Source organism: Pseudarthrobacter sp. LT1, assembly GCF_035621795.1.
GTDB lineage: Bacteria > Actinomycetota > Actinomycetes > Actinomycetales > Micrococcaceae > Arthrobacter.
The window spans coordinates 4,171,917-4,194,812 of record NZ_CP141830.1; the positions used below are offsets into that span (position 1 = coordinate 4,171,917).

Annotated in this window: 21 protein-coding genes; 11 read left to right on the forward strand and 10 right to left on the reverse strand. The window is 66.8% G+C overall.

All coding sequences use genetic code 11. The features are described from left to right. Window positions 1-38: 38 nt before the first annotated feature. Both VIK36_RS19655 and VIK36_RS19660 read left to right on the forward strand, forming a co-directional pair. A complete protein-coding gene (locus VIK36_RS19655; RefSeq protein WP_324643302.1) occupies window positions 39-3,530 on the forward strand; it encodes a DEAD/DEAH box helicase in 3,492 nt (1,163 codons plus the stop codon). Between the two features lie 65 nt (window positions 3,531-3,595). Next, complete coding sequence (locus VIK36_RS19660) at window positions 3,596-4,627, forward strand: family 43 glycosylhydrolase (RefSeq protein WP_324643303.1); 1,032 nt, start codon at window positions 3,596-3,598, stop codon at window positions 4,625-4,627. Between the two features lie 146 nt (window positions 4,628-4,773). Here VIK36_RS19660 and VIK36_RS19665 read toward each other — a convergent pair whose 3' ends face one another. Continuing rightward, window positions 4,774-6,066 carry an ammonium transporter gene (locus VIK36_RS19665; protein WP_324643304.1) on the reverse strand — a complete coding sequence of 431 codons (1,293 nt, stop codon included), beginning with the start codon at window positions 6,064-6,066 and terminating at the stop codon, window positions 4,774-4,776. 412 nt (window positions 6,067-6,478) lie between these two features. Here VIK36_RS19665 and VIK36_RS19670 point away from each other — a divergent pair, with 412 nt between their 5' ends. The 4 genes from VIK36_RS19670 (at window position 6,479) to VIK36_RS19685 (ending at window position 9,960) form a co-directional block, all read left to right on the forward strand. After that, a complete protein-coding gene (locus VIK36_RS19670) occupies window positions 6,479-7,588 on the forward strand; it encodes a Gfo/Idh/MocA family oxidoreductase (protein WP_324643305.1) in 1,110 nt (369 codons plus the stop codon). Beyond that, on the forward strand, window positions 7,588-8,346 hold the full coding sequence (locus VIK36_RS19675; protein WP_324643307.1) for a ThuA domain-containing protein: 759 nt from the start codon (window positions 7,588-7,590) through the stop codon (window positions 8,344-8,346). Before VIK36_RS19670 ends, VIK36_RS19675 begins: the two co-directional genes overlap by 1 nt. A gap of 149 nt (window positions 8,347-8,495) precedes the next feature. After that, window positions 8,496-8,870 (forward strand): cupin domain-containing protein, encoded by a 375-nt coding sequence (locus VIK36_RS19680; protein ID WP_255173488.1) that lies wholly within the window; start codon window positions 8,496-8,498, stop codon window positions 8,868-8,870. Window positions 8,871-8,973: 103 nt separating this feature from the next. After that, on the forward strand, window positions 8,974-9,960 hold the full coding sequence (locus VIK36_RS19685) for an NAD(P)-dependent oxidoreductase (RefSeq protein ID WP_324643309.1): 987 nt from the start codon (window positions 8,974-8,976) through the stop codon (window positions 9,958-9,960). Between the two features lie 11 nt (window positions 9,961-9,971). On the opposite strand, the gene VIK36_RS19690 is transcribed toward VIK36_RS19685, so the two are convergent. Next, entirely contained in the window at window positions 9,972-10,436 is a 465-nt protein-coding gene (locus VIK36_RS19690; RefSeq protein WP_324643310.1) for a hypothetical protein, read from the reverse strand. Further along, window positions 10,423-12,363, reverse strand: coding sequence for a primary-amine oxidase (locus VIK36_RS19695; RefSeq protein WP_324643311.1), 1,941 nt, complete (start codon window positions 12,361-12,363; stop codon window positions 10,423-10,425). The genes VIK36_RS19690 and VIK36_RS19695 overlap by 14 nt, the downstream gene beginning before the upstream one ends. Window positions 12,364-12,484: 121 nt before the next feature. Here VIK36_RS19695 and VIK36_RS19700 point away from each other — a divergent pair, with 121 nt between their 5' ends. Both VIK36_RS19700 and VIK36_RS19705 read left to right on the forward strand, forming a co-directional pair. After that, window positions 12,485-13,090 (forward strand): TetR/AcrR family transcriptional regulator, encoded by a 606-nt coding sequence (locus VIK36_RS19700; protein ID WP_324643313.1) that lies wholly within the window; start codon window positions 12,485-12,487, stop codon window positions 13,088-13,090. Window positions 13,091-13,175: 85 nt separating this feature from the next. After that, window positions 13,176-13,352: a CsbD family protein gene (locus VIK36_RS19705; protein WP_018770044.1), complete on the forward strand. Its 177-nt coding sequence runs from the start codon at window positions 13,176-13,178 to the stop codon at window positions 13,350-13,352. Window positions 13,353-13,406: 54 nt separating this feature from the next. Here the strand turns inward: VIK36_RS19705 and VIK36_RS19710 are convergent, their stop codons facing one another. Together VIK36_RS19710 and VIK36_RS19715 are read right to left on the reverse strand one after the other, a co-directional pair. Next, window positions 13,407-13,814, reverse strand: coding sequence for a DUF1003 domain-containing protein (locus VIK36_RS19710; protein WP_324643316.1), 408 nt, complete (start codon window positions 13,812-13,814; stop codon window positions 13,407-13,409). A gap of 19 nt (window positions 13,815-13,833) precedes the next feature. Continuing rightward, a complete protein-coding gene (locus VIK36_RS19715) occupies window positions 13,834-14,508 on the reverse strand; it encodes a DUF1345 domain-containing protein (RefSeq protein WP_255173495.1) in 675 nt (224 codons plus the stop codon). A 163-nt stretch (window positions 14,509-14,671) separates the two neighbouring features. On the opposite strand from VIK36_RS19715, the gene VIK36_RS19720 reads away from it, so the two are divergent. Then, window positions 14,672-15,640 (forward strand): helix-turn-helix domain-containing protein, encoded by a 969-nt coding sequence (locus VIK36_RS19720; RefSeq protein WP_255173496.1) that lies wholly within the window; start codon window positions 14,672-14,674, stop codon window positions 15,638-15,640. A 53-nt stretch (window positions 15,641-15,693) separates the two neighbouring features. Here the strand turns inward: VIK36_RS19720 and gdhA are convergent, their stop codons facing one another. Further along, window positions 15,694-17,031 (reverse strand): NADP-specific glutamate dehydrogenase, encoded by a 1,338-nt coding sequence (gene gdhA / locus VIK36_RS19725; protein WP_324643319.1) that lies wholly within the window; start codon window positions 17,029-17,031, stop codon window positions 15,694-15,696. Between the two features lie 201 nt (window positions 17,032-17,232). On the opposite strand from gdhA, the gene VIK36_RS19730 reads away from it, so the two are divergent. Next, entirely contained in the window at window positions 17,233-17,862 is a 630-nt protein-coding gene (locus VIK36_RS19730) for an AmiS/UreI family transporter (protein ID WP_324643320.1), read from the forward strand. On the opposite strand, the gene VIK36_RS19735 is transcribed toward VIK36_RS19730, so the two are convergent. The 3 genes from VIK36_RS19735 to VIK36_RS19745 all read right to left on the reverse strand — a co-directional run bounded on the left by VIK36_RS19735 (window position 17,855) and on the right by VIK36_RS19745 (window position 21,158). Then, window positions 17,855-19,330 (reverse strand): APC family permease, encoded by a 1,476-nt coding sequence (locus VIK36_RS19735; RefSeq protein WP_324643321.1) that lies wholly within the window; start codon window positions 19,328-19,330, stop codon window positions 17,855-17,857. The genes VIK36_RS19730 and VIK36_RS19735 overlap by 8 nt on opposite strands. Window positions 19,331-19,433: 103 nt before the next feature. After that, window positions 19,434-20,804 (reverse strand): NAD(P)/FAD-dependent oxidoreductase, encoded by a 1,371-nt coding sequence (locus tag VIK36_RS19740; RefSeq protein WP_324643322.1) that lies wholly within the window; start codon window positions 20,802-20,804, stop codon window positions 19,434-19,436. Window positions 20,805-20,813: 9 nt separating this feature from the next. Further along, the gene (locus VIK36_RS19745; protein WP_324643323.1) at window positions 20,814-21,158 is read right to left on the reverse strand and encodes a cupin domain-containing protein; all 345 of its coding nucleotides are present in this window, start codon (window positions 21,156-21,158) and stop codon (window positions 20,814-20,816) included. Between the two features lie 169 nt (window positions 21,159-21,327). On the opposite strand from VIK36_RS19745, the gene VIK36_RS19750 reads away from it, so the two are divergent. Beyond that, a complete protein-coding gene (locus VIK36_RS19750) occupies window positions 21,328-21,918 on the forward strand; it encodes a TetR/AcrR family transcriptional regulator (protein WP_324643324.1) in 591 nt (196 codons plus the stop codon). Window positions 21,919-21,996: 78 nt separating this feature from the next. Here the strand turns inward: VIK36_RS19750 and purU are convergent, their stop codons facing one another. Next, entirely contained in the window at window positions 21,997-22,893 is an 897-nt protein-coding gene (gene purU / locus VIK36_RS19755) for a formyltetrahydrofolate deformylase (protein ID WP_324643325.1), read from the reverse strand. Window positions 22,894-22,896: the final 3 nt, after the last annotated feature.

Sequence of the window (22,896 nt, forward strand, 5' to 3'; positions counted from 1 at the left end):
CCCGGCTCCGCCGTGGCCTGCCGAAAGTAGCGCTCACCATGCCATCCCAACCGGACGAAAGTGCGGACCTGGCAATACAGACACCCGCCATCAACGACCGCTCGCTGGCGGCCGGGCTGGCGTATGCCATGGCAAGCAGGGTCTCCGGCATATCGTTCGACGGCGGCACGGGGCTCATGCTGGGAAAGGTCCGGGGCGGCGCGGAAGTTCCCTACTCCACCACGGCCAAGCTGGTCCGGAAGGCCGGCGGCTGGAGCTGCACCGTGGGCGTCTGCAGCTGCCCCGTCCGCAAGGACTGCAAGCACGTCGCGGCCCTGCTGTTCGCGGCCGAGGACAACCCCTCCATCCGGATGCAGCTGCTGGCACCGTCCACCTCCACGCAGGTATCCCGTGCACCGTCCGCGGCCCTCCCGGACTGGGAGCAGGCCCTCAGTCCGCTGATCTCCCAGCCCGGTTCCGCCCCCTCCACCAGCGGGGTTCCCCTGGCCCTGCAGTTCGAGGTGGAGGAACCACCGCCGCACTTTTCCTACACAGGCCGCCGGGACCCGGTTCGCGGCGTCCGGCAGCTCAAGGTCCGCCCCGTCATCATGGGCGCCAAGGGCAAGTGGATCCGCGGTGACGTTTCCTGGAACACCCTGAGTTACCTGAACTTCCGGCGCGAATCGAACCAGGCGCACGTGGAATGGCTGCAGGAGTTCCTGGCCGGCCATTCCTCCTCCGCCAGCCGGATGCACAACTCCGCCGGCCTGTGGCTGGGCCTGAACTCCTACGCCGGCAAGAACCTGTGGAGCCTGCTGTCCGATGCCCGGAAGATCGGGCTCGCCCTGGTCCACTCGCGCGGCACCGAGCCGGTACGGGTGGCCGAGTCCCCTGCCGCCGTCGGACTTTCCCTCAGCCGGTACGGCACCCCCGTGGCTGAGCCGTCCAGCGTGAAAGGCGGCGCCGCCGGCCCCGGCGCCAATGCAGAGGCGTCCGACGGCGGCCTGGAGCTTTCGCCCACCATCACCGTTGACGGGGCCGAGGTTGATCCGGCGGCGGTGGGCACCATCGGCAGGCCCGCGCACGGCCTCTTCTTCACGGCCGGGGAAGCCGCCCTGCCCGGCGTCCCCGACCCAGACGGCATCATTACGCTGGCGCCGCTGGAAAACGGGCTGAGCGAGGAGCTGCTGGCGTTCGTCACCGCGGGAAGCATGCTGCACATCCCGGCCCGGGACGAGTCGCGGTTCCTGACGGGCTTCTACCCCAAGCTCAAGCAGACCGCCCGGGTGACAACCCGCGATGAGTCCGTGGAACTGCCCGAACTGGCCGTCCCCACCCTCTCTCTGCTGGCCAACTACGGCGCGGACCATCGGGTGCGGCTGCACTGGGAGTGGCACTACAAAACCGGCAAGCTGGTCACCGCGCAGCCACTGTGGCGCCACCCCGGCGACCACGGCTACCGCGACGACACCGCCGAGGCCCGCATCCTGGAAGGGATCGGCCACCCCTGGGATGTGGTGGCCGCCCTGGGCGAATCGGCGACGGGCGGCTGGGGCACTCCCCGGCTGGCGGCGTCCGCCGAGCTGACCGGCCTGGACACGCTGGCCTTCACCGAGGACGTGCTGCCGCGGCTGCGGGAAGCCCTGGACGTGGACGTGGAGACAGTGGGCGACATCGCCGACTACCGCGAGGCCGAGGAAGCGCCGGTGGTGTCGATCTCCACCAAGGCCACCGAACAGCGTGACTGGTTCGACCTGGGCATCCAGATATCACTGGAGGGCCAGCCCGTGTCCTTCGCCGCTGTCTTCTCGGCCCTCGCCGCCGGCCAGACCAAGATGCTGCTGCCCAGCGGCGCCTACTTCTCCCTGGACCTGCCGGAGCTGCACCAGCTGCGGGCTTTGATCGAGGAAGCCAGGTCGCTGCAGGACAACAAGGACGCGCCGCTGCAGATCAGCAGGTTCCAGGCCGGGCTGTGGGATGAACTGGCGCAGCTGGGGATCGTTGACGAACAGGCCGCCGCCTGGCGGTCCGCGGTGGGCGGACTCCTGGAGGGCGGCACGGACGGGCTGCCGCTGCCGTCGTCCCTGAACGCCGAGCTGCGACCGTACCAGCTGGAGGGCTATAACTGGCTCAGCTTCCTGTACAAGCACGGACTGGGCGGCATCCTGGCCGACGACATGGGCCTGGGCAAGACCGTGCAGGCGCTGGCCCTGATGTGCGCGGCGAAGGAGCTGGCCGTCGCGGCTGCTGCGTCCCTGGAGACGCCCGACGCCGGTGCCGCCGCGGACCCTGGAAACCGGCCCGCCGCCGTCGCACCCTTCCTGGTGGTGGCCCCCACCAGCGTGGTGGGCAACTGGGCCCTCGAAGCCGCCCGCTTTGCCCCCGGGCTGACCGTGCGGACGGTCGGCGAGACCTTCGCCAAGAGCGGCCAGGGCGTGGCGGAGGCCCTGGGCGGGGCAGATATCGTGATCACGTCCTACGCCCTGTTCCGGATTGACTATGACGCCTACGCCTCGCGTACCTGGAACGGGCTGGTGCTGGACGAGGCGCAGTTCGTGAAGAACCACCAGTCCAAGGCCTACCAGTGCGCGCGCAAGCTGCCGGCCGCGTTCAAGCTTGCCATCACGGGCACGCCGCTGGAGAACAACCTGATGGAGTTCTGGGCGCTGACGTCCATCGTGGCGCCGGGCCTGTTCTCCAGCCCCAAGCGCTTCGCCGAGTACTACCAGAAGCCGGTGGAGAAGAACGGCGACAAGGGGCAACTGGAGAAGCTCCGGCGCCGGGTCCGGCCGCTGATGATGCGCCGCACCAAGGACCAGGTGATCAAGGACCTGCCGCCCAAACAGGAACAGATCCTGGAAGTGGTGCTGAATCCGCGGCACCAGAAGGTTTACCAGACGCACCTGCAGCGCGAACGGCAGAAGATCCTCGGGCTGATCGAGGACGTCAACAAGAACCGGTTCACCATTTTCCAGTCGCTGACCCTGCTGCGGCAGCTCAGCCTGGACGTGTCGCTGGTGGACCCTTCCCTGTCCGCGGTGCGGTCCTCCAAGCTGGATGTGCTGTTCGAGCAGCTCGAAGACCTGGTGGCCGAGGGGCACCGGGCACTGATCTTCAGCCAGTTCACCGGCTTCCTGGGCAAGGTGCGGGAGCGGCTGGACGAGGAAGAGATCGAGTACTGCTACCTCGACGGCGGCACCAGGAACCGCGCCGACGTGGTCAGCGAGTTCAAGAACGGCAGCGCGCCCGTGTTCCTGATTTCGCTCAAGGCCGGCGGGTTCGGCCTGAACCTCACCGAGGCCGACTACGTCTTCCTGCTCGATCCATGGTGGAACCCGGCGTCCGAAGCCCAGGCCGTGGACCGGACCCACCGCATTGGGCAGGCCCGGAACGTGATGGTGTACCGGCTCGTGGCCAAGGACACCATCGAGGAGAAGGTCATGGCGCTGAAGACCCGGAAGTCGCAGCTGTTCGCTGACGTCATGGAAGGCGACGCCCTGGCCGGCGGAGCCATCACGGCGGAAGACCTGGCGGGGCTGTTCAAGGAGTAGGGCCCTCCGCCGGGGCTCAACGTCTAAGCTGGTGCCCAACGCGAAACTACAACGTTGGAGAAACATTGCTGCACCAGCTGCCCGTCACGGAAAATCCTGCAGCACCGCCCCTGGTGCCGCGGCGCCCGGACGCATTCGCCACCCCGTACCGGGACCCCGTGTGGGACGGCCCCACCGACCCCATCCTGGTGGCTGACCACCTCACAGGCGGCTGGGTGCTCTTCTACACCCAGCGCCGCGCCACCCTTCCGGGGCTGACGGGGGTGGAATGGGTGCACGGGACCGGCATCGGCGTCGCCAAATCGTCCGACGGCAGCACCACCTGGCGCTACCACGGCACCGCGAACGGACTCGTCCCGCCCGGAACGGAACTTCCGGCAACCCTCTGGGCGCCCGACGTCGTCCGTATTGGCGACCGATGGATCATGTACGTGACCGTCCTGGGCGGCAGGCGCACGGACTGGACCGGGACGGCGGAAATCGTCCAGTTCGCCAGCACGGATTTGGAGAAGTGGGAGTACCTGGGCCGGATCGACCTGGACTCCCCCCGGGTCATCGACGCCGCAGTAGCCCGGTGCGGTGACGGCCGGTACCGCCTCTGGTACAAGGACGAGGCCCGCGGCTCCAACACCTGCAGCGCGGTCAGCGACACTCCGGAGGACCCGTCGTCGTGGAAGCCCGAAGGTGTGGCAATCCCCGGGCGCCCGCACGAGGGACCCAAGGTCTTCCGGCTGGGCGGCAGCTACTGGATGATCGTGGACGAGTGGCGGGGCCAGGCGGTCTACCGTTCCGAAGACGCAACGGGCCGTTGGGTCCGGCAGGAGCACCGTGGCGGCCTGATCCTCACGGCACCGGAATCGGTGGACGGAAGGCCCGTCGTCGGACGCCACGCGGACGTGGTGCCCCTGACGGAACGGGCGCCCGGCGAAATGTCCGACGGCGACGCGAGGCGTGCGCTGCTGGTCTACTTCACGCACCCGTACTGGGACGGCGAGGACATCGACACGATGGCACCGGACCCGCGCACCCGCCTCAGCCACGTCCGGGCGGCAGTACTGGAAGTGCGGGACGGCGTCCTGGTGTGCGTGGAACACTGACCACAGAAGCTGCCGGCACGGCGAAGGGCCAAACCCTGGAACTATAAGCCGGCGGCTGCCGGCACCGGTCCAAGGTTTGGCCCTGACTCGTGCATTCGGGGCGGGCCCAGCGTGAGCTGGGGCCGCCGGAAGGGGACCTGCCGAAGCTAGACCCGCTGCGGCGACCCCAGCTCCACCGGATCCTCATCCATAAGGTAGGCCAGCTCCGAGTGGGCCGCGAGGTCGATGCCGCGCAGTTCGTCCTCGGGCTTGATGCGCAGGCCGCCCATGGTCTTGTCCAGGATCTTCGCCAGGATCCAGGTGACGCCGAAGGAGTAGGCCAGCACCGTGACGGTGGCGAGGGCCTGGATGCCCAGCTGCTCGAAGCCGCCGCCGTAGAACAGTCCGCTGACGCCGTTCGGGGCCTTGTCCGTGGCAAAGAGTCCGATCAGCAGCGTGCCCAGGATGCCGCCCACCAGGTGGACGCCGACGACGTCGAGGGAATCGTCGAAGCCCAGGCGGAACTTCCATTCGATGGCCAGCGAGCAGACAGCCCCGGCGATCGCGCCGATGGCCAGCGCGCCGAGCGGGCTGACTGCGCCACAGGCGGGAGTGATGGCTACCAGCGCCGCGATGAGGCCTGACGCGGCCCCCATGCTGGTGGCCGCACCGTGCCGGACCCGCTCAACAAGGGCCCAGGCAAGCAGCCCGGCGGAGGCAGCCACGGCGGTGTTCAGGAACACCACCGACGCCGACTGGCCGGCAGCCAGTGCGGAGCCGGCGTTGAAGCCGAACCAGCCAACCCACAGCAGGCCCGCACCCACCAGCACCAGTGGCCGGCTGTGCGGCTTGGCGTGTTCCACCTTGGGCCAGCCGGAGCTCTTGCCCAGGACCAGTGCCAGTGCCAGTGCTGCGGCGCCGGCGTTCATGTGGACGGCAGTGCCGCCGGCGAAGTCGATGGCCTTAATGCCGTTGGCGATCCAGCCGCCGACGGTGCTGCCGTCCGCCGAGTCGAACGCGAACACCCAGTGCGCGATGGGGAAGTAGACCACCGTGGCCCAGATGCCGGCGAACAGCATCCAGGCGCCAAACTTCATCCGGCCTGCGGCGGCACCGGCAACGAGTGCGGTGGTGACGCAGGCGAAGAACAGCTGGAACGCTGCGAACAGGATGACCGGAATGGACGCGGAATCGTCCTTGGCCAGCAGCTGCCCCATGCCCGGAAACTCGGTGACGTCACCGATGAGCCCCAGTCCGCCCACGGAGTTTCCGAAGGCCATCGAGTAACCGAACAGTGCCCAGAGCACGGCCACCAGGCTGGCGCCGCCGAAGCACATCATCATCATGTTCAGGATCCGGCGGGACCCCACCATGCCCCCGTAAAACAGGGCCAGGGCGGGAATCATCATGCATACCAGCGCCGAGCTGGCCAAAATCCAAGCGACATTTCCCGAGTCCATGGGAAACCCCTTTCAAGATGCGAAAAGAACGGTACGTTGCCGTCAGAGCCGTTCGCCAAGTGGGACGCGGGTGGAGAAACCGCGGCCTGCGGAGGGGCGGCTTTTGCCGTCTGATACCAATGTATGGCGGCTATTTTTGGGTAGGTTTCGGGTGTGTTAAATGGTGGTTTCAGCCAATTGCACGCGAGTTTCACAGGTCCCGTTGAGCGCAGGGCGTCACGCTGGGCACGCTTTTGGCCAGGGCACGACGCCGGCGCCCCGGGTTTCCAGGGTGCGCGGCACCTGGGTGCGCCGAAAGCGTGCCGTGCGTGACGCCCCGTCGAACAGTGCAGGCATGCACCTCCAGGACCAGGCAGTGCAGGGCTAGGCTGGAAAGCGTCCGGGCAGCCAGCCACGCCGAAGGAGCCAGCCCTTGAACAGCCAGCAATCCCCTCCTGTACCGCCGAGTGACCTGCGGGTGGGGGTGGTGGGCATCGGCTGGGCCGGCCAGCAGCACCTCAAGGCCTACTCAGCGCTGGACGGAGTAAGCATCGTCTCGGTGGCAGGGATGGAGCAGGACCTCCGGGACTCCCTGCAGGCCGAATACGCCATTCCGAACGCCTTCGCCGACTGGCAGGACATGCTGGACCACGGCGGCCTGGACGCAGTCAGCGTGGCAGTACCGACCTTCCTGCACGCCCCGATCTCCATCGCGGCCCTGGAACGGGGTATCCATGTGCTGAGCGAGAAGCCCATCGCCCGCAACGCCGCGGAAGGCCGGGCCATGGTGGACGCCGCCCGGAAGGCCGGACGCGTCCTGGACGTCGCCTTCAACCACCGCCGGCGCGGCGACATCAAGGCGCTCAAGGAGGTCATCGACCACGGCGGCCTGGGTCGGCCCTACTACGCGAAGGCGTCATGGCTGCGGCGCGCCGGCATTCCCACGCTGGGCAGCTGGTTCACCAACCCGGAGCTCGCCGGCGGGGGGCCGCTGGCGGACATCGGCGTCCATGTGCTCGACTTCGCCCTCTACCTCCTCGGCGAGCCCAAGGTGGTGGCGGTCTCCGCAGCCACCCACGCCGAACTGGGGCCGCAGGGGCGGGGCGGCGGCAGCCGGTTCTCCGCCCACGCCACCAGCCACGCCTTCGAAGTGGAGGACTTCGCGACGGCATTCCTCCGGCTGGACGGCGGCGCAACCCTGCTGGTCGAGGCGAGCTGGGCGGCCTACCGGGAAACCGATGACCAGCTGGACTTCACGGTGTACGGGACCGACGGCGGCGCCGAGCTCAGGGTGCACGGGGCACCGTTCCCGCCGGTGGGCCGGCTGCGGGTGTTCACGGACAAGGACGGCGGCTCCGCGGACTACCTGCCCCCGGTCCTGCCGGGCCGCGCGCACGATGCAGTGGTGGAGGATTTCGTCACCGCCGTGCGCGGCGGCGCCCAGGTCTGGGCCAACCATGACGGATCCCTGGCACTGTACCGCGCCCAGGTCATCGACGCGTGCTACCAGTCCGCCCGCGAGCAGAGGGAGGTTCGGCTCTGATGGACGGCAACCTGCGGATCCTGGTGTGGAACGAAGGCGTCCACGAAGCCAACAACGAGCCGTCCCACATCGGGGAAATGTACCCGGACGGCATCCATGGCGCCATCGCCACGGGCCTGCGCTCCCACCTTCCGGACGCGGACATCACGACGGCGGTCCTGGCCACGGATCCCGAACACGGCCTTGCCGAGGAGGTGCTCGCGGAGACGAACGTCCTGTTGTGGTGGGGCCACATCGCGCACGCCGAGGTGGGGGACGCCGTCGTCGAACGCGTCCACCGGCATGTGCTGGGCGGCATGGGGCTGATCGTGCTCCACTCGGGGCACTTCGCGAAGATCTTCACCAAACTGCTCGGCACCAGCTGCTCCCTGGCCTGGCGGAACGACGGCGGCCGCGAGCTGGTGTGGACCGTCAAGCCCTCCCATCCCATCGCGGACGGCGTGGAGAGCCCCATTGTCATTCCGGAGCAGGAGATGTACGGCGAATTGTTCGACATCCCGGACCCGGACGACCTGATCTTCATCAGCTCCTTTGCCGGCGGCGAGGTGTTCCGCTCCGGCGTGACCTTCACCCGCGGCAAGGGCCGCATCTTCTACTTCAGCCCCGGCGACCAGGAGTACCCGGTGTACCACCATCCGCAGGTCCAGCGGGTCCTGGCCAACGGGGTGAAGTGGGCCGCGCAGCCCGGCCTGGACCGTTCGGCCCCAAGCGTCAGCAACCCCGGCCGGGAGTGGTTCGAGGCAGAAAAGCGTCATTGACATCAGGTACGCATAAGAGCAGATTGGGATCGTCGCACACGAGGTCAGGCAGGTTCTGGACGGGGCACATCCCGCCCTGCCGGGCCCTATTTCCCGGTGCTCCCGGCGCCGGACGAACTCAATAACCACTCCTTACCAAGGAGCCAGAAATGCCCGCAGTAACGGTGAAGGACCTGGAGTCCAAATCCTTTGACCAACCCGATGAAAAGCGCCGTCCGCCCAAGACCCAAGTAGACGTGGTGAACATTGGTGGCGCCACCTTGGGCCGGTTCACGTTTGAGCCCGGCTGGCGCTGGTCAGAAACCGTCAAGACAGTTGTCCATACGGACAGCTGCCAGAACAATCACCTTGGTTTTTGCACCTCCGGCACCCTGACCGTCCAGCTGGACAACGGAACCGGCATGACCATCCAGGCCGGCGACGCGTACTCCATCCCGGCAGGCCACGACGCCTGGGTGGAGGGCGATGAGACGTTTGTTGGCTACGAGGTCATGAGCGCGGCAGAGTACGCCAAGCCTGCCTGACCCTTAGGTTCCACCCCTATCGCCAGGAAAGGGAGGTCCGGCAGGGCCTCCCTTTCCTGCTGCCGCGGCCCTACCGTGGAGGGTACGCAACGATCGGAGAGCAATGAAAGTCACCGTCATCGGCGGCAGCGGCCACATCGGTTCGTTCCTGGTCCCCCGGCTGGTCCAGGCCGGCCACGAGGTCACCAACATCAGCCGCGGCACCAGCAAGCCCTACACGGACCCGCCTGCCTGGCAGCAGGTTCAGCATGTCACCGCAGACCGGCAGGCGGAGGACCAGGACGGAACCTTCCCTGACCGGGTGGCTGCCCTCAAGCCGGACGTCGTGGTGGACCTGGTCTGCTTCACCCTCGAATCGGCGGCAGCGTTGGTGCAGCGGCTGCGGGGCGAAGTGGGGCACCTGCTGCATTGCGGCTCCGTCTGGCGGTACGGGCAGAGCCTGAAGCTGCCCATCAGGGAGGGATCGGATTCAGCCGCACCTCCCTTTGGCGAGTACGGCATCCAGAAAAACAGGATTGCCCTGATGCTGCAGGAGGAAACCGCCAGCGGCGGGCTGGCCACCACCTCCCTGCATCCCGGCCACATTGTGGGACCGGGCTGGCAGCCCGTTGGTCCGCTGGGAAACCTCGATCCCACCGTCTGGCAGACGATCTCCGCAGGGCAGCCCCTCCGGATTCCCGGCAGCGGCTCGGAGCTGATGCACCATGTGCACGCCGATGACGTCGCCCAGGCCTTCGAGAAGGCCATTGCCCGGCGGGAGGCGGCCACCGGTGAGGACTTCAACGTCGTTGCCCCCACGGCGCTCACGGTCCGCGGTTACGCGGACATCGCCGCCGCCTGGTTCGGGCACGCTGCGGTACTGGAGACGGTTCCCTGGGACCGCTTCCGGGAGAACACCTCCCGCGAGCACGCAGATGCGAGCTGGAACCACCTTTACCGCAGCCAGTGCTTCAGCATCGAAAAAGCGGCCTCCATGCTTGGCTACGCGCCGCGGTACGAACCGGAGGAGGCCATCTTCGAATCCATCCAGTGGCTTGTTGACCACGAACAGCTGCACGTCGCCCGCCCGCTCGGCGTCGCGGCCGGCTGAGCCCCGAAGGCCTACCGGTGCAACCGCCGCAGCCGGGCCACCAGGGTTGCGGCGAGCAGCGCCGTCCCCAGTTCCAGGGCGACAACCAGCAGCAGCTGCGTGCTGCCCGAATCAACAACAGCGGACGACGACGGCTGGCCGCCATGGGCGTGCCCGGCACCCCCGGCGGCCAGCAGCAGGACGGCGTGCAGGGCGGCCATCACCACGGCAGCAGCGGTGACCTGCTGCAGTGCGGCCACCCGGCTCTGCCGCCAGATGTGGACCGTGCAGGGAACGCAGACGGCGGCGAGCGCCAGCATGAGGACGCTCAGCCACGCGCCGTGGCGTCCCGACGCCGCCAGCCACACGTGGGCAAGGCAGGAACCGGCGGTGGCCACCGCTACGACGCGGGGATGCAGGACGGGACCGTTGGCACGCACCCGTCCCGCCGCCGTCGTACTCCCTGCCGTGGCGGGGGCGAGGCTAGTGGCAGCCACCGCTGCCGCCCTCGCTGTGGCAGGAGGATTCCTGCTTGTTGGGGTTGGCGGGAACGTCCAGGACCGGGCTGCGGTCGAAGAAGCCCTCCGGCCGCAGCTTGAAGCCGACGGTGTCCACGGGCATGATGGGCCAGTCCTCCACCCGGGGGAAGTGGGTCAGGCCGAAGGTGTGCCAGACGACGATGTCCTGGCCATCGATGTCCCGGTCCTGTGCGACGTAGGCGGGCAGGCCCGCTCCGCCGGCGTGCTGGTTCACGAAGTCGCCCGTGGGGTACTTCTCGTCCTCGGCGTACCGGGTGACCCACAGGTCCTTGGTGGCAAAGGCGGCGCGGCGGGCGATGGAGGAGTCCGGGTCTGCCAGCAGCGTGGGCTGGTTGTGGGAGTGCAGTTTGTAGCCCACGGGCTCCCCCAGCCGGTTGCGGGATTCCGGGTTGGAGATGATCCAGGTCCGGCCGGCCCGGGCGTCGGCTTCCCGGACGCCTTCGGATTCACGCGCCAGGACGGTGCGCTTCCGGGAGAAGGCGTTGCCGCGTTCGTTGCCCGGCCCCATGGCCTGGCGGATGACATCCTCCTCCTCCACCCGGTTGGTGAACCCGTCGATGGCCATGTCCAGCCGGGCACTGAAGAGGTGCTGGTGGAAGGGTGCACCCAGGCCGGGCGCCAGCTGGGAGATGTTGTCCGAGCCGCCTTCCGGGAACGCCGAGGTAAACACGATGCCGGTGGCTTTGGCCTCGAATTCGATGGTGCCGTCCAGGTAGAGGTACCAGTAGAAGCCGTAGTCGTAGTTGCCGATCGTGGTGAAGAAGGAGATCACCAGGCGGCGGTTGCGGCGGGTGTAGGTGACGCCGCTCCAGAGGTCGGAGTGCTTGGAGAGGATGCTCCAGTCCTCCTCGTGCATGCAGATGCCGTTGCGGATTTCCCGCGGGTTGCCGAACGCGTCGCTGATGACCGGGCTGAGGTAGGTGATCTCGCCCAGGCAGTCGCAGCCAAGTTCCAGCGAGTTGGCGTACTGGCCCACCAGGTATTCGCCGGTGTCAAAGTAGTTCTGCCAGGACCGGATGGGTGAGGGATCCCCGTACGGCACCACCATTTCGGCAATGGACGCCCGGTTGATGATCTGCCGCTTCCGGCCCCCGTCCTGGAAGGCCAGGTTGTGCAGGACCACCCCTTCCCGGACATCGAAGCCGACGTCCACGCTCCACTTTTCCCATTCCACGTGGTTGCCGCCGGTGACGGTGAAGCTGGGCCCTTCCGGCTGGGTGATGCTGATGGGCTTCTGGGTGTCGCGGACAGGCCCGGTCAGTTCCGGATCGGTGTAGTTGCCATGCTCAGCCGGGATGGGGATCACGCCGAGGTCGAAGACCTGGGTGACTTCCTTGCTGACCACGTCCACGTAGGCCACCAGTCCGTCCACCGGGTGCGCCCAGGCGCTGTCCCCGGGGAATTCCTGCACGAACGCCAGGCCGCGGAGGATGCGGCGGCCCTTCTCCTCGCCGTATTCGAAAACACCGGCAGACAGCGGGGCAACGCGGACCTTTTCGACCTCGAGGCCCCTGTCGGCGAGCGCATTCAGCCAGCGGTCATCGGTGGCCAGCAGGGATTCCACCACTTCGAATTCCTCCTCCAGGACCGGCAGTTCGCCGGTTACCGCGGTGTCGAGTTCGACGGCGGAGAGCACCTTTTGCTGGGTAATGGAGACCACGACGTCACGCGGCGCAGCCCCCGAGACGTCGTGGATGAAGACCCGGAATCGGCGGTCCACAGCCTGTGGTTGCACTCCCCGGGCCGGATCCAGCAGGCCGAGGTAGGCGATGCGGTGCCGGGCGTCCAGGTGGCCTTCAGACTGCAGGATGGCGCGGACGTCCAGGATTTCCTCCGCCGTTGCCAGGTGGAAGGCCGACGCGGTTTCAGTTGGTGCAAGAGTCATGGGAAGAGCCTTTGTCCGGGCCGTCGCCGGCCACTGGTTTATTTTCTATAGTTGTAGAGAATAAACGTCCGTAACATGGCTCACAAGAGTCTGAGCGAAATATTTCCGGGGAGTGGCCGCGGTGCCGAAGATAGTTGACCATGATGAGCGCCGCCTGGAACTCGTGGATGCCACCTGGCGGATCATTGCCCGTCAGGGCCTTGAGGGCGCCACCATGCGGGAGATCGCCACGGAGGCAGGCTTCGCCAACGGCGCCATGAAACCCTACTTCCCCACCAAGGACACCCTGCTCGAATTCGCCTTCAGCCATGTGTTCAACAGGACCAACCTGCGCATCGCGGAGGTCACGGCCGGGCGGACGGGCCTGGACGCGCTGCGGGCCTTTTGCCTCGAGGTCCTCCCCCTCGATGACGAGCGCGTCAACGAGGCACGAATCGTGGTCCCGTTCTGGCAAAGGGCCATCAACGACCCCCGGAAGGCGGCGATCCACCAGCAGTCGATGAATGAATGGCTGGTGGCGATCCGCCGTTTCCTGGCAGAGGCGAGGGGCAGCGGCGACGTCCGTGCCGCCGTCGACGATCCCATCCTTGCCGGGCAGCTGCTGAACATGCTGCTGGGGGCCCAGATCGAGGCAGCCCTGGCGCCCGCCGGCCAAACAGACTTTGGCCACGCGGCCCAACTCGAGGGGTACCTTTCCCTCCTGGGCAAAATTCCCGGCCGGAAATGAGCGCCAAACTCGAAAGTATGCTTACTATTGAGGGGTCAGGTTCTGGCGAATGCCGGAGCGAGCACGAACTGTAAGGAGCATCTCCATGGGTTTGGATGACAAGATCGGCAATGCTGCAGAGAAGCTCGGCGGCAAGGGCAAGGAAGCTGCCGGAAACGCCACGGGCGACGAAAGCCTGAAGGCTGAAGGCCAGACGGACCAGGCAAAGTCGGACCTCAAGCAGGCCGGCGAGCACGTCAAGGATGCCTTCAAGAAGGACTAGACAACGCTCGCATAATGGGTGCAACTCCAGCCGGAGTTGCACCCATTGGCGTTTTCAGGGCATGTCCCGCATGTCCCGCAGTTCCTGCAGCAGCTTCAACTGTTCGGCGTTGATGTTCATGAGCATCTCAATCTGCGCCGCGGCCCGGACGTCAGTTTCGTAATCATGCTGCGCCATGGCCGAGGCAATGGCATCCTGGCGCTTGGCTGCAATGAGCAGGATGGCGCCCTGCAGGCCGGCCAGCATGGACAGGAAAAGGTTCAGCAGAATGTAGGGGTAGGGGTCCCATGCGCTGTTGGCGAGGACGTAGGAATTCACCAGGGCCCACAGTCCCATGAAACCCAAGAACATCCCCACGAAAGGCCAGCTGCCCATGCCGTTTCGAAGGGCGTCGGCGGCTTTGTCGCCCGTACTGAGGCCCTCTTTGTGCCGCCGGTGCCAGTTAACTCTTATCTCAGCCATGGGCCCAGAATAGGCCCGCTTAGTGGATCAGCCCCGAAACCAGGTTGATGGTGGTGGCGAGGACGATGGCACCGAGCAGATAGGACAGCAGCGCCTGGCGCAGGACGGTGGAACGGATGGCAGTGGTCTTCAGGTCGGTGTCCGATACCTGGAACGTCATGCCCACAGTGAAGGCCAGGTAGGCGAAATCCGAATACCGGGGCTGGCTCCCTTCGTTGAAATCCACACCCGTGCCGTCGCGGTAGTAGATCGCTGCGTAGCGGAGGGTGAACAGGGTGTGGACCAGGAACCATGAGAGGGCAATGCTGCCCAGCGCCATGGCCACCGTTGCGTCCTTGGCGCCACCCTGCTCGCTGGAGGCATCAAGCAAAATCAGGGCGACCCCGGCAAAGCTGGCCACGGTGGCGCCCAGGACCAGCGTGTCCGAGAAGATCCGGCCGGGATCCTCCCTCCGCGCATGCGCAGCGGTGGCTGCAGGACCCAGGCGTCCGATGACGCTCCAGACCCAGATGAGGTAGGTGGCCGATGCAGCGGCCCAGCCGAGTGCCGGGGCATACGTCCAGGTGCCAAAGGTGCCAACCGCCAGCGCCGCGACAAGGCCGACGGCAAGCATCACCAGCAAGCGGAGCCGGGAATGGTGGGCGCGGGAGTTGAAGTTCCGGTGGTGGTCGCCGGGAGCCGTCATGGACTTCATGGCCCGATCATGGCACGCGAGGCTGGGCTGCGGCTGGAAAGACAATTCGCCTTATTTTCGCCAACCGTTGAAAAAAGATTGGCGTGCCGCTAACCTGAATGGACTGTGTCGCAGGACACAACCCGGGGGGAACGTGAAGTGGCCATCCGTCGCGAGGAACATCATGCCAGCAGCTGCAGCAAGCGGGGCAACAGCCCTGACCCCACGCCAGGACCTCAGCTCCAGCGTTGCCACATCGTTTGACCACTGGAAACACCTGGTGGCCGAATCCTTCGTGCCCCTCACCGCTCGGACGGCGGACGTGGAGGGTTTCCAGGGCCGGATGCGTTCCCGGGTACTGGACCGGATGTCCATCGTGGAAGTGACCGCCACCTCCCACGAGGTCCACCGCACCCCCGCGCTGATCGCCCAGGCCCATGAGCGCTATTTCAAGCTGAATCTGCAGCTGGAAGGCACGGGCCTGCTGATCCAGGACAACCGCGAAGCCGTCCTCCAGCCCGGCGACCTGGCAATCTACGACACCAACCGGCCCTACACCCTTGCCTTCGAGGACAGCACCAGGATCATGGTCCTGATGTTCCCCTGCGACGCCCTCTCCCTGCCGGTGGACTACGTGGGGCAGCTCGCCGCGGTGCGCATGGGCAGCGGGGGCCTCAGCGGAATCGTGGGCCAGTTCATTCGCGAACTGTCTGCGAACCTGGACGTCCTGAACGGCCCCAGCGGCTCGCGGCTCGCCACCAACGCCCTGGACCTGGTGTCCACCATGCTGCACGCGGAAATGGACATCACGCCGGACCGCATGAAGCCGCAGGCACTGCTGGCGGTCTCGGTCCGCGAGTACATCGAGGCGAACCTGGCCGACCCCCTGCTGTCACCGGCAAGCATCGCCGCCGCGCACTTCATCTCCACCCGGCACCTGCACAACGTCTTCCACGAGTCGGGGACCACCGTTGCCAGCTGGATCCGGACACAGCGGCTCGAAGGTGCACGCCGTGACCTCCGCGACCCGCTGCACGCCGGGCAATCCGTCGGCACGGTGGCTGCCCGCTGGGGGTTCCTGGATGCCGCCCATTTCAGCCGCACGTTCCGGGATGCTTTTGGCGTCTCACCCACCGAATGGCGCCGGGGCTGATTCAGGCCCTGGTTCCCGCCCCAGGCACCCCTACTTGAAGCAGGCTCCGTTTCCTATATCAACCCCTGCGCCAGCATGGCGTCGGCGACCTTGACGAACCCGCCGATGTTGGCGCCGAGCACGTAGTTGCCGGGTTCGCCGTACTCCTCGGCGGTGGCGGCGCAACGGTCGTGGATGCCCACCATGATCTCGGTCAGCCGCTCTTCGGTGTGCTCGAAGGACCACGAATCACGGCTTGCGTTCTGCTGCATTTCCAGGGCCGAGGTTGCCACGCCACCGGCGTTGGCAGCCTTGCCGGGCCCGAACAGGACGCCCGCCTCCTGGAACACCGCAACAGCGTCACGCGTGGAGGGCATGTTGGCACCTTCGCCGACGGCAACCAGGCCGTTGCGCACCAGGCGGGCGGCAGCAGCGCCGTCGAGCTCGTTCTGCGTGGCGCAGGGAAGTGCCACTGTGGCGTCGACGTCCCACACCGAGCCGCCGTCCACGTAGGTAACGCCGCCCCGGCGTTCGGCGTAATCCTTCAGGCGGCCGCGCTGCACTTCCTTCACCTCGCGGAGGAGCGCGACGTCGATGCCTGCCTCGTCCACCACGTAGCCTGACGAGTCGGAGCAGGCCACCACTGCGGCACCGAGGGACTGGGCTTTGGCGACGGCGTTGATGGCCACGTTGCCGGAGCCGGACACCACCACGCGCTGGCCGTCAAAGGACGTGCCGCGGGTCCTCAGCATTTCCTGGGTGAAGATGACGGTGCCGAAGCCGGTGGCCTCCGGCCGGACCAGGGAGCCGCCCCAGGAGATGCCCTTGCCGGTGAGCACGCCCGACTCGTAGCGGTTGGTGATGCGCTTGTACTGGCCGAAAAGATAGCCGATCTCGCGGCCGCCCACGCCAATTTCGCCGGCCGGGACGTCCGTGTATTCGCCGATGTGGCGGTATAGCTCGGTCATGAAGGACTGGCAGAACCGCATCACTTCTGCGTCGCTGCGGCCGCGGGGATCGAAGTCGGAGCCGCCCTTGCCGCCGCCGATGGGCATGCCGGTCAGGGCATTCTTGAAGATCTGCTCGAAGCCGAGGAATTTGACGATGCCCAGGTAGACGGACGGGTGGAAGCGCAGTCCGCCCTTGTACGGGCCAAGCGCAGAGTTGAACTCCACCCGGAAGCCGCGGTTGATCTGGACGCGTCCGGAGTCATCGGTCCACGGCACGCGGAAGATGATCTGGCGTTCGGGCTCGCAAAGGCGTTCCAGGATGGCAGCCTCGAGGAATTCCGGGTGCCTGTCGTGGACCGGGCCAAGGCTTTCGAAGACCTCCACCACTGCCTGGTGGAACTCCGCTTCACCAGGATTCCGCATGAGGACGGTGTCCTTGATGGCTTCGAGCCGTGCGTCCATGAACTGTTCCTTACCCCTGAGCCCAAACGAGGGACAGCGCAAAAGCAACGTCGCCCCATAGGTTTACTCTTCAACTTATCGGATTACGACCGGAGACCAGTAGGCCGGGCAGTCCGAATCAGCTAATCTCCGTAATGTGACACAAATATTCCATATTGTGAGAGAGAAGTTGCATCCATCCTGCACAGGGGAGCTGCGCTGATGCCCTTCATTTGCCTTCTCCTCTCCGGGGCCGCGCTGCTGGTCAACGGGCTCGCGACGCTGGGGCGTCTCCCCCGCCGCGACTCCGCCACCTTCAGCCTGCTGCTCGGCGGCACCCAGCTGGTACTCGGCGTCGTCCATCTTTCCACTGGCAGTACCGGCGCTGAACACCTTCTGACGGCCGCCGGAATGTTCCTGTTCGGGCTGACGTACGCCTATGCCGGGCTGGACGTCCTGTTGGCCCTGGGTTCGAAGGGCCTGGGCTGGTTCTGCGGCATGGTGGCGTTCTTCGGCCTGCTGCTGGCGGGCGCGTGGCTCGGTACGGATCCGCTGCTCGCGGTGCTCTGGGTGGGCTGGTCGGTGCTGTGGGGGCTGTTGTTCGCCTCGGCTGCATTCGGCGCCGCGCGGCTGGACCTGTTCACCGGCTGGGCGCTGGTGCTCGCCAGCCAGGTTACTGCCACTGTTCCCGCGTTCCTGGGCCTGTCCGGCGTGTGGCCCCGCAGCGACTGGGCGGCCTGGCTCGCAGCAGCCTTCCTGGCCGGGCTTTTCGTTGCAGCACGCGTTCTGGCCCGGCGCGGACATTGCGGTCGGCGCCGGGCCAGTAAGGGAGAAGCCGTCAGCGTCAGGTAAGTGCGTGGCCCAGGCTGGCCGCATGGTGGCGGCGCTCGATGGCGGATTCCACCAGCACCCCGGCCAGGAAGACCACGGGCACCGCGGCGAGCAGGGCGATTGCTGTTTCGGCGCTGCCGCCGATGAGGGCCGTGAAATTGCTGACCACCAGGAACAGGACCCAGGCGAGCAGCGCCGTTGCCAGGACGGGGGCGATCCGGGTCTGCCACAGCTGTGCCCCCGCGCGTTCGCGGCGGAAGAAGCTGACCACCGCCACCGAGCACAGCATATAGAGCACCAGCAGCGCCGCCACGGCCAGGCCGCTGAACCAGGAAAAGAGGGTCAGGACCGGGTCCAGGGCAAGGATCGCGAAGGGAAGCACCAGGACGACGGCGGCTGCGGTCTGGATCCAGGCGGCGACGGCAGGGGCGCGGTGCCGGTTGGTCCGGGCCAGCACGGCGGGCATGGAACCACGCAGGGCCAGGGAGTGCAGGTAGCGGTTGATGCCGTTGTGGAAGGCGATGATGCCGGCGAGCAGTGAGGTGACCAGCAGGATGCCTGCCACCACGCCCGCCCACGGCCCGAACAGCTCCACCAGGGGCCCGAGCACGAAGGACGTGGCATCGCCGGATTCGAGTGCTGCCCCGGCCGCGTCCATGACCTGGGACGGGCCGTAGTAGCTGACCAGCATCCAGGAAATGAAGGAGAAGAAGACGGAAATGACACCCACGGACAGGTAGGTGGCCCGGGCGACAGTCCTGTGCGGGTCCTTGGCCTCGGCCGAATAGATGGCCGTGGACTCGAAGCCGAACATGGAAGCCACGGCGAACATGATGGCTACGCCCGGCGCTCCGGCCCCGATGGCCTCGGGCGAGAAGGACGCGGCCACGCTGATGCCTTCCGGGCCACCGCCGCGGAGCAGGACGGTGAAGCCGAACAGCAGCAGGATGGCCACCTCGAGTCCCACCAGCAGGGCCAGCACGCGGGCACCGAGTTCGATGTTCAGGGAGCCGAGCACCTGGACGCCGGCCATGGTGGCCAGGGCGAGCAGCCACCACGGAACATCCAGTCCGATGGACGCCAGCAGCCCGGAGAACGCCGCACCATAGAGCCCGTACATGGCGGCCTGGACGGTGTTGTAGGCCAGGAGGGCCAGCCAGGCCGCGCCGGCACCGGTCTTCCTGCCGAACGCTGCGGTGACGTAGGCGTAGAAGGCGCCGTTGGTCTGGATTCTGCGGCTCATCGCCACGAATCCCACGGCGAAGATCACGATGACGATGCCCACGATCAGGTAGGCGCCGGGCGCGCCGGCACCGTTGCCGAGCGCTGCGGCAAGCGGTGAGGCGCCCACGATCCCCGTGAGGGGCGCCTGTGCCGACAAGACGAAGAAGAGGATGCCCAGGACGCCGATGCTGCCGGCACGCAGTGCCGTTGAATGCTCCTTGGCCGGAGCGTCAGTGGTCCGGGGTTCGGAATTCGAAATACTCATTTGATCCTTCTTAACGGTCATGAGTTCGGGAAAATTGCTGTGGAATCCAGCTTGGCAGCGGGGCGCCGAAGCCCTTTGTCCACCAGCGACGAGTTGTTGTTTGTCAGCGCAGTGCAGGATTTTGCGGCACTGGTTCCTGGGCGGCCGGACGGGCAGAGCGGGGGCCGGGCCGCGACGCTGCGGCCAGCGCCGCTTCCATGCCGCTCTCAATGGCGCCGTCGATGAAGCCGCCCCAGCCGTTGGCAATGTCTGACCCGGCAAAAAACACATTGCCGTGCCCGGACTGCATCGCGGCGAGGTGGTTGCCGAGGAAACCCGTCCGGTGCATCGGCCAGGTCTCCCCCGCCAGCGGGTCCGCCACCCAGTCGTGGGTTGCAACGTCCAGCACGTCGACGCCGGGCACCAGCCGGGTCAGCTGATCCTGGACTGCCGCTGCGTCTGACGCGTCAATTTTTGTTGCATCGGGGCCGAAGCCGACGACGATTGTGTCGCCGTCGAGCATGTACTCAGCCTGGAAGAAGTTCAGGGGCCAGTCCGCTTGTCCCAGCGCCACGAAGGGGGCATGTTCTCCCCGCATCCGGATCCACACCTTGACGCCCCTGGACACCTGCCCCAACCGCGCGCCTTCGTCTTTGGCCGGCGGCAGCGGCGGCTGGAAGTCGATGGTTCCCAGGACGGGAAGGGGGACCGTGACAATGGCGGCCCTGGCGCTGATGGTCCGGCCGTCCGCGCTCCGCAGGGTGACACTCCCGCCGTCGTCCGTCATGCCCTCCACGGCGAAACCAAAGTCGACGGCGGCACGGGAGTCCTCAAGGATGGCCTCGGCCAGAGCGGCGGTTCCGCCCTGGATCTTGTACGTGGCGCAGGCTTCGAAGTTGACGGCCCAGTCACCGTTGGTCAAGGCCACCCAACGGAGGGCCTGGGTCAGTGCCGCGTCCTCCACGGGGCCGTTGAAGTTCAGGGTCCAGAAGGATTCGAGGATGTCCCGGGCGTTGCCGGCGGGAAACTGCTCCCGGATCCGGTCCTGCACCGAGATGTGGTCGATGTCCTTGAAGGCATCCGTGGCCAGCGGCCTGAACGGTTCAGGGAAGTAGGTCCGGGACTCCTTGGTGAATTCGCCGTTGTGGCGGCCTATCAGGTCAAGCAAGGTACCGGGGGCACCTTCCCGGCGCCCGCCGTCGGCCCACCAGAAAGCCCGCTGGGGCTCAGGGCTGGCGACGGTTCCGATGCCGTACCGCTTCAACTCCGCCCAAATGTACGGCTGGGTCCAGTGGACCCACGTGCCGCCGATTTCCAGGTCGCGGCCCAGCCGGTGGTCCAGCCAGGTCCGGCCGCCGATGCGGTCCCGCGCTTCGACGATCCGCACCTTCAGGCCCTGACGGGTGAGTTCGCGGGCGGCGGTGAGGCCGGCAAACCCGGCACCCACGATGACAACGTCCAGGTCCTGCTCCATGGCGCTGTTGTGCTGTGCCATCCCGGACCCCTATGAGTAGACGAAGAATTCGACGGTGGGGGCCAGCACAGCCCACCTCGTGCGGGCGCCCTTATTGAAGGAGGCGGCGCCACCGGCGGTGAGGTCATAGGTGCCGCCGCCCTCCACCTCGATCCGGAGGTGGCCGTCGATGATGTGGATGGCCTCGTCGGCTTCCATGACGAGATTGAAGGGTTCGGGGGCTTCTGCGGGATTGACGTGCCAGTAGCCGCAGGCCAGCCCAGGCCTGTCGCCTTCGCCGAAGCGGCGGACCCACTGCACCTGGCCGAGCTCGAAGGGCTCATTCCTGCCGGGGTCAAGGGAAGCGGACGTGGTGAAGGAAGGGGTGGTGGTCATGGGTACTCCAGAGGGGAAGGGGCGGCGGGGAACGGTCTCGCCGCGGGAGATGTGTGGAATGGCGGCGGGCCCTGTGACGGGCATCACCACATGGAAGCAATCTAAGCAATTGCTTAGTTTTAAGTCAAGGGCTGCTTTTTGTCCGGCGGCGGCTGGCTAGAATCGGGCTATGACCGCTTCCCCTGACCGTCCCGCCGCGCCCAGATATGGCAAGGGCCGCGAAGCCCTGCTTCGGGCCGCGGTGGATGTGGTGGCGCAGAAGGGCCTGCGCGGACTCACATACCGTGCGGTGTCGGAGGCGGCGGGCGTCAACAACAGCCTGGTCGCCCACCATTTCGGGACCCGGGACGCCCTGATCGAGGCAGCGCTCCTGTGGTCATCGGAGCAGTCCATCGGCGCGTCACGGCTGCGGGAAGCAGCCGAAAACGGCGGGACTTTCACGGAGGCGCTGCTGGAACTGCTGCTTGAAGATCCGGAGCTGCAGGTGTTCCAGTACGAGATGATCCTCGAGGCCCGGCGCCGCCCGGAGCTGGCGGGGCCGGTAGCCAGGCTGTACGAGAGCTACGTTGGCGCGCTGTCGGAGGGGCTTGAGGCTTTCGGCGTCCAGGGTGACGTCCACGTGGTGGCCCGCTCACTGTTCGCCGCGCTGGATGGACTGGTGCTGCAGTACCTCGCGGGCGTGGGGCGGGAGGAGATCGCTGCCGCCCTGGAGGAAGTGCACCAGGCGGTTCTCCTGCGGCGGGGAGCACAGAGCGGCTAGAACCCTCCGGGCAAACGAAAGCGCGGCCAGCTGCCCGGAAGGCAGCCAGCCGCGCTGACAGTGTTTAGTTGAGAACCGCTAGCGGAGCACCACAGTGCGGTTGCCCTGCAGGATGACGCGGCCTTCGCAGTGCCACTTCACGGCGTTGGAGAGGGCCTTGCATTCCGTGTCGCGGCCGGCGGCCACCAGGTCCTCGGGCCCGTACGTGTGGTCCACGTCCACCACCTGCTGGGAGATGATGGGTCCCTCATCCAGCTCGGCGTTGACGTAGTGCGCGGTAGCGCCCACAGTCTTGACGCCGCGGGCATAGGCCTGGTGGTACGGCTTGGCACCCTTGAAGCTGGGCAGGAACGAGTGGTGGATGTTGATGGCCCGGCCGTCCAGCTGGCGGGTCAGGTCGTCGCTGAGCACCTGCATGTAGCGGGCCAGCACCACGAGTTCGACGTCGAGCCCGTCCACCAGTTCCATCAGCGCAGCTTCCGCTGAGGGCTTGGTCTCCGCCGTGACCGGGATGTGGTGGAAGGGGATGCCGTGCCACTCCACCAGCGCCTGGTGGTCCCGGTGGTTGGACACCACGGCCACCACGTCCACGGGCAATTCGCCGATGCGGGCGCGGAAGAGCAGGTCGTTGAGGCAGTGCCCGAACTTGGACACCATGATCAGCACCTTGCGCTTTGACCCGTGGCGTTCCAGCTGCCAGCGCATGCCGAACTTTTCGGCCACCGGGGCGAACGAAGACCGCAAAACGTCCAGCGTGGACTCATCGCCTTCGGAGACGAAGTGCACGCGCATGAAGAAGTGGCCTTCGGAGCGCTCACCGAACTGCTTGTTGTCGATGATGTCGCAGCCGTGCTCCAGCAGGAACCCGGAGACGGCGTGCACAATGCCAGGCCCCTCGGGGCAGTCCAGGGTCAGGACGTGTTCCACGGTGGTGGGCGCTTTTGATGTGGGGATATGGGTTTCAGTAACAGTCATGGC

Excerpts from the sequence above, each read along its gene's own strand:
- VIK36_RS19720 (WP_255173496.1), top strand. The coding sequence starts at position 14,672 with ATGCCAGCAGCTGCAGCAAGCGGGGCAACAGCCCTGACCCCACGCCAG.
- gdhA (WP_324643319.1), bottom strand. The coding sequence starts at position 17,031 with ATGGACGCACGGCTCGAAGCCATCAAGGACACCGTCCTCATGCGGAAT.
- VIK36_RS19685 (WP_324643309.1), top strand. The coding sequence starts at position 8,974 with ATGAAAGTCACCGTCATCGGCGGCAGCGGCCACATCGGTTCGTTCCTG.
- VIK36_RS19715 (WP_255173495.1), bottom strand. The coding sequence starts at position 14,508 with ATGAAGTCCATGACGGCTCCCGGCGACCACCACCGGAACTTCAACTCC.
- VIK36_RS19655 (WP_324643302.1), top strand. The coding sequence starts at position 39 with ATGCCATCCCAACCGGACGAAAGTGCGGACCTGGCAATACAGACACCC.
- VIK36_RS19745 (WP_324643323.1), bottom strand. The coding sequence starts at position 21,158 with ATGACCACCACCCCTTCCTTCACCACGTCCGCTTCCCTTGACCCCGGC.
- VIK36_RS19695 (WP_324643311.1), bottom strand. The coding sequence starts at position 12,363 with ATGACTCTTGCACCAACTGAAACCGCGTCGGCCTTCCACCTGGCAACG.
- VIK36_RS19705 (WP_018770044.1), top strand. The coding sequence starts at position 13,176 with ATGGGTTTGGATGACAAGATCGGCAATGCTGCAGAGAAGCTCGGCGGC.
- VIK36_RS19675 (WP_324643307.1), top strand. The coding sequence starts at position 7,588 with ATGGACGGCAACCTGCGGATCCTGGTGTGGAACGAAGGCGTCCACGAA.
- VIK36_RS19730 (WP_324643320.1), top strand. The coding sequence starts at position 17,233 with ATGCCCTTCATTTGCCTTCTCCTCTCCGGGGCCGCGCTGCTGGTCAAC.
- purU (WP_324643325.1), bottom strand. The coding sequence starts at position 22,893 with ATGACTGTTACTGAAACCCATATCCCCACATCAAAAGCGCCCACCACC.
- VIK36_RS19680 (WP_255173488.1), top strand. The coding sequence starts at position 8,496 with ATGCCCGCAGTAACGGTGAAGGACCTGGAGTCCAAATCCTTTGACCAA.
- VIK36_RS19710 (WP_324643316.1), bottom strand. The coding sequence starts at position 13,814 with ATGGCTGAGATAAGAGTTAACTGGCACCGGCGGCACAAAGAGGGCCTC.
- VIK36_RS19750 (WP_324643324.1), top strand. The coding sequence starts at position 21,328 with ATGACCGCTTCCCCTGACCGTCCCGCCGCGCCCAGATATGGCAAGGGC.
- VIK36_RS19740 (WP_324643322.1), bottom strand. The coding sequence starts at position 20,804 with ATGGCACAGCACAACAGCGCCATGGAGCAGGACCTGGACGTTGTCATC.
- VIK36_RS19735 (WP_324643321.1), bottom strand. The coding sequence starts at position 19,330 with ATGAGTATTTCGAATTCCGAACCCCGGACCACTGACGCTCCGGCCAAG.
- VIK36_RS19665 (WP_324643304.1), bottom strand. The coding sequence starts at position 6,066 with ATGGACTCGGGAAATGTCGCTTGGATTTTGGCCAGCTCGGCGCTGGTA.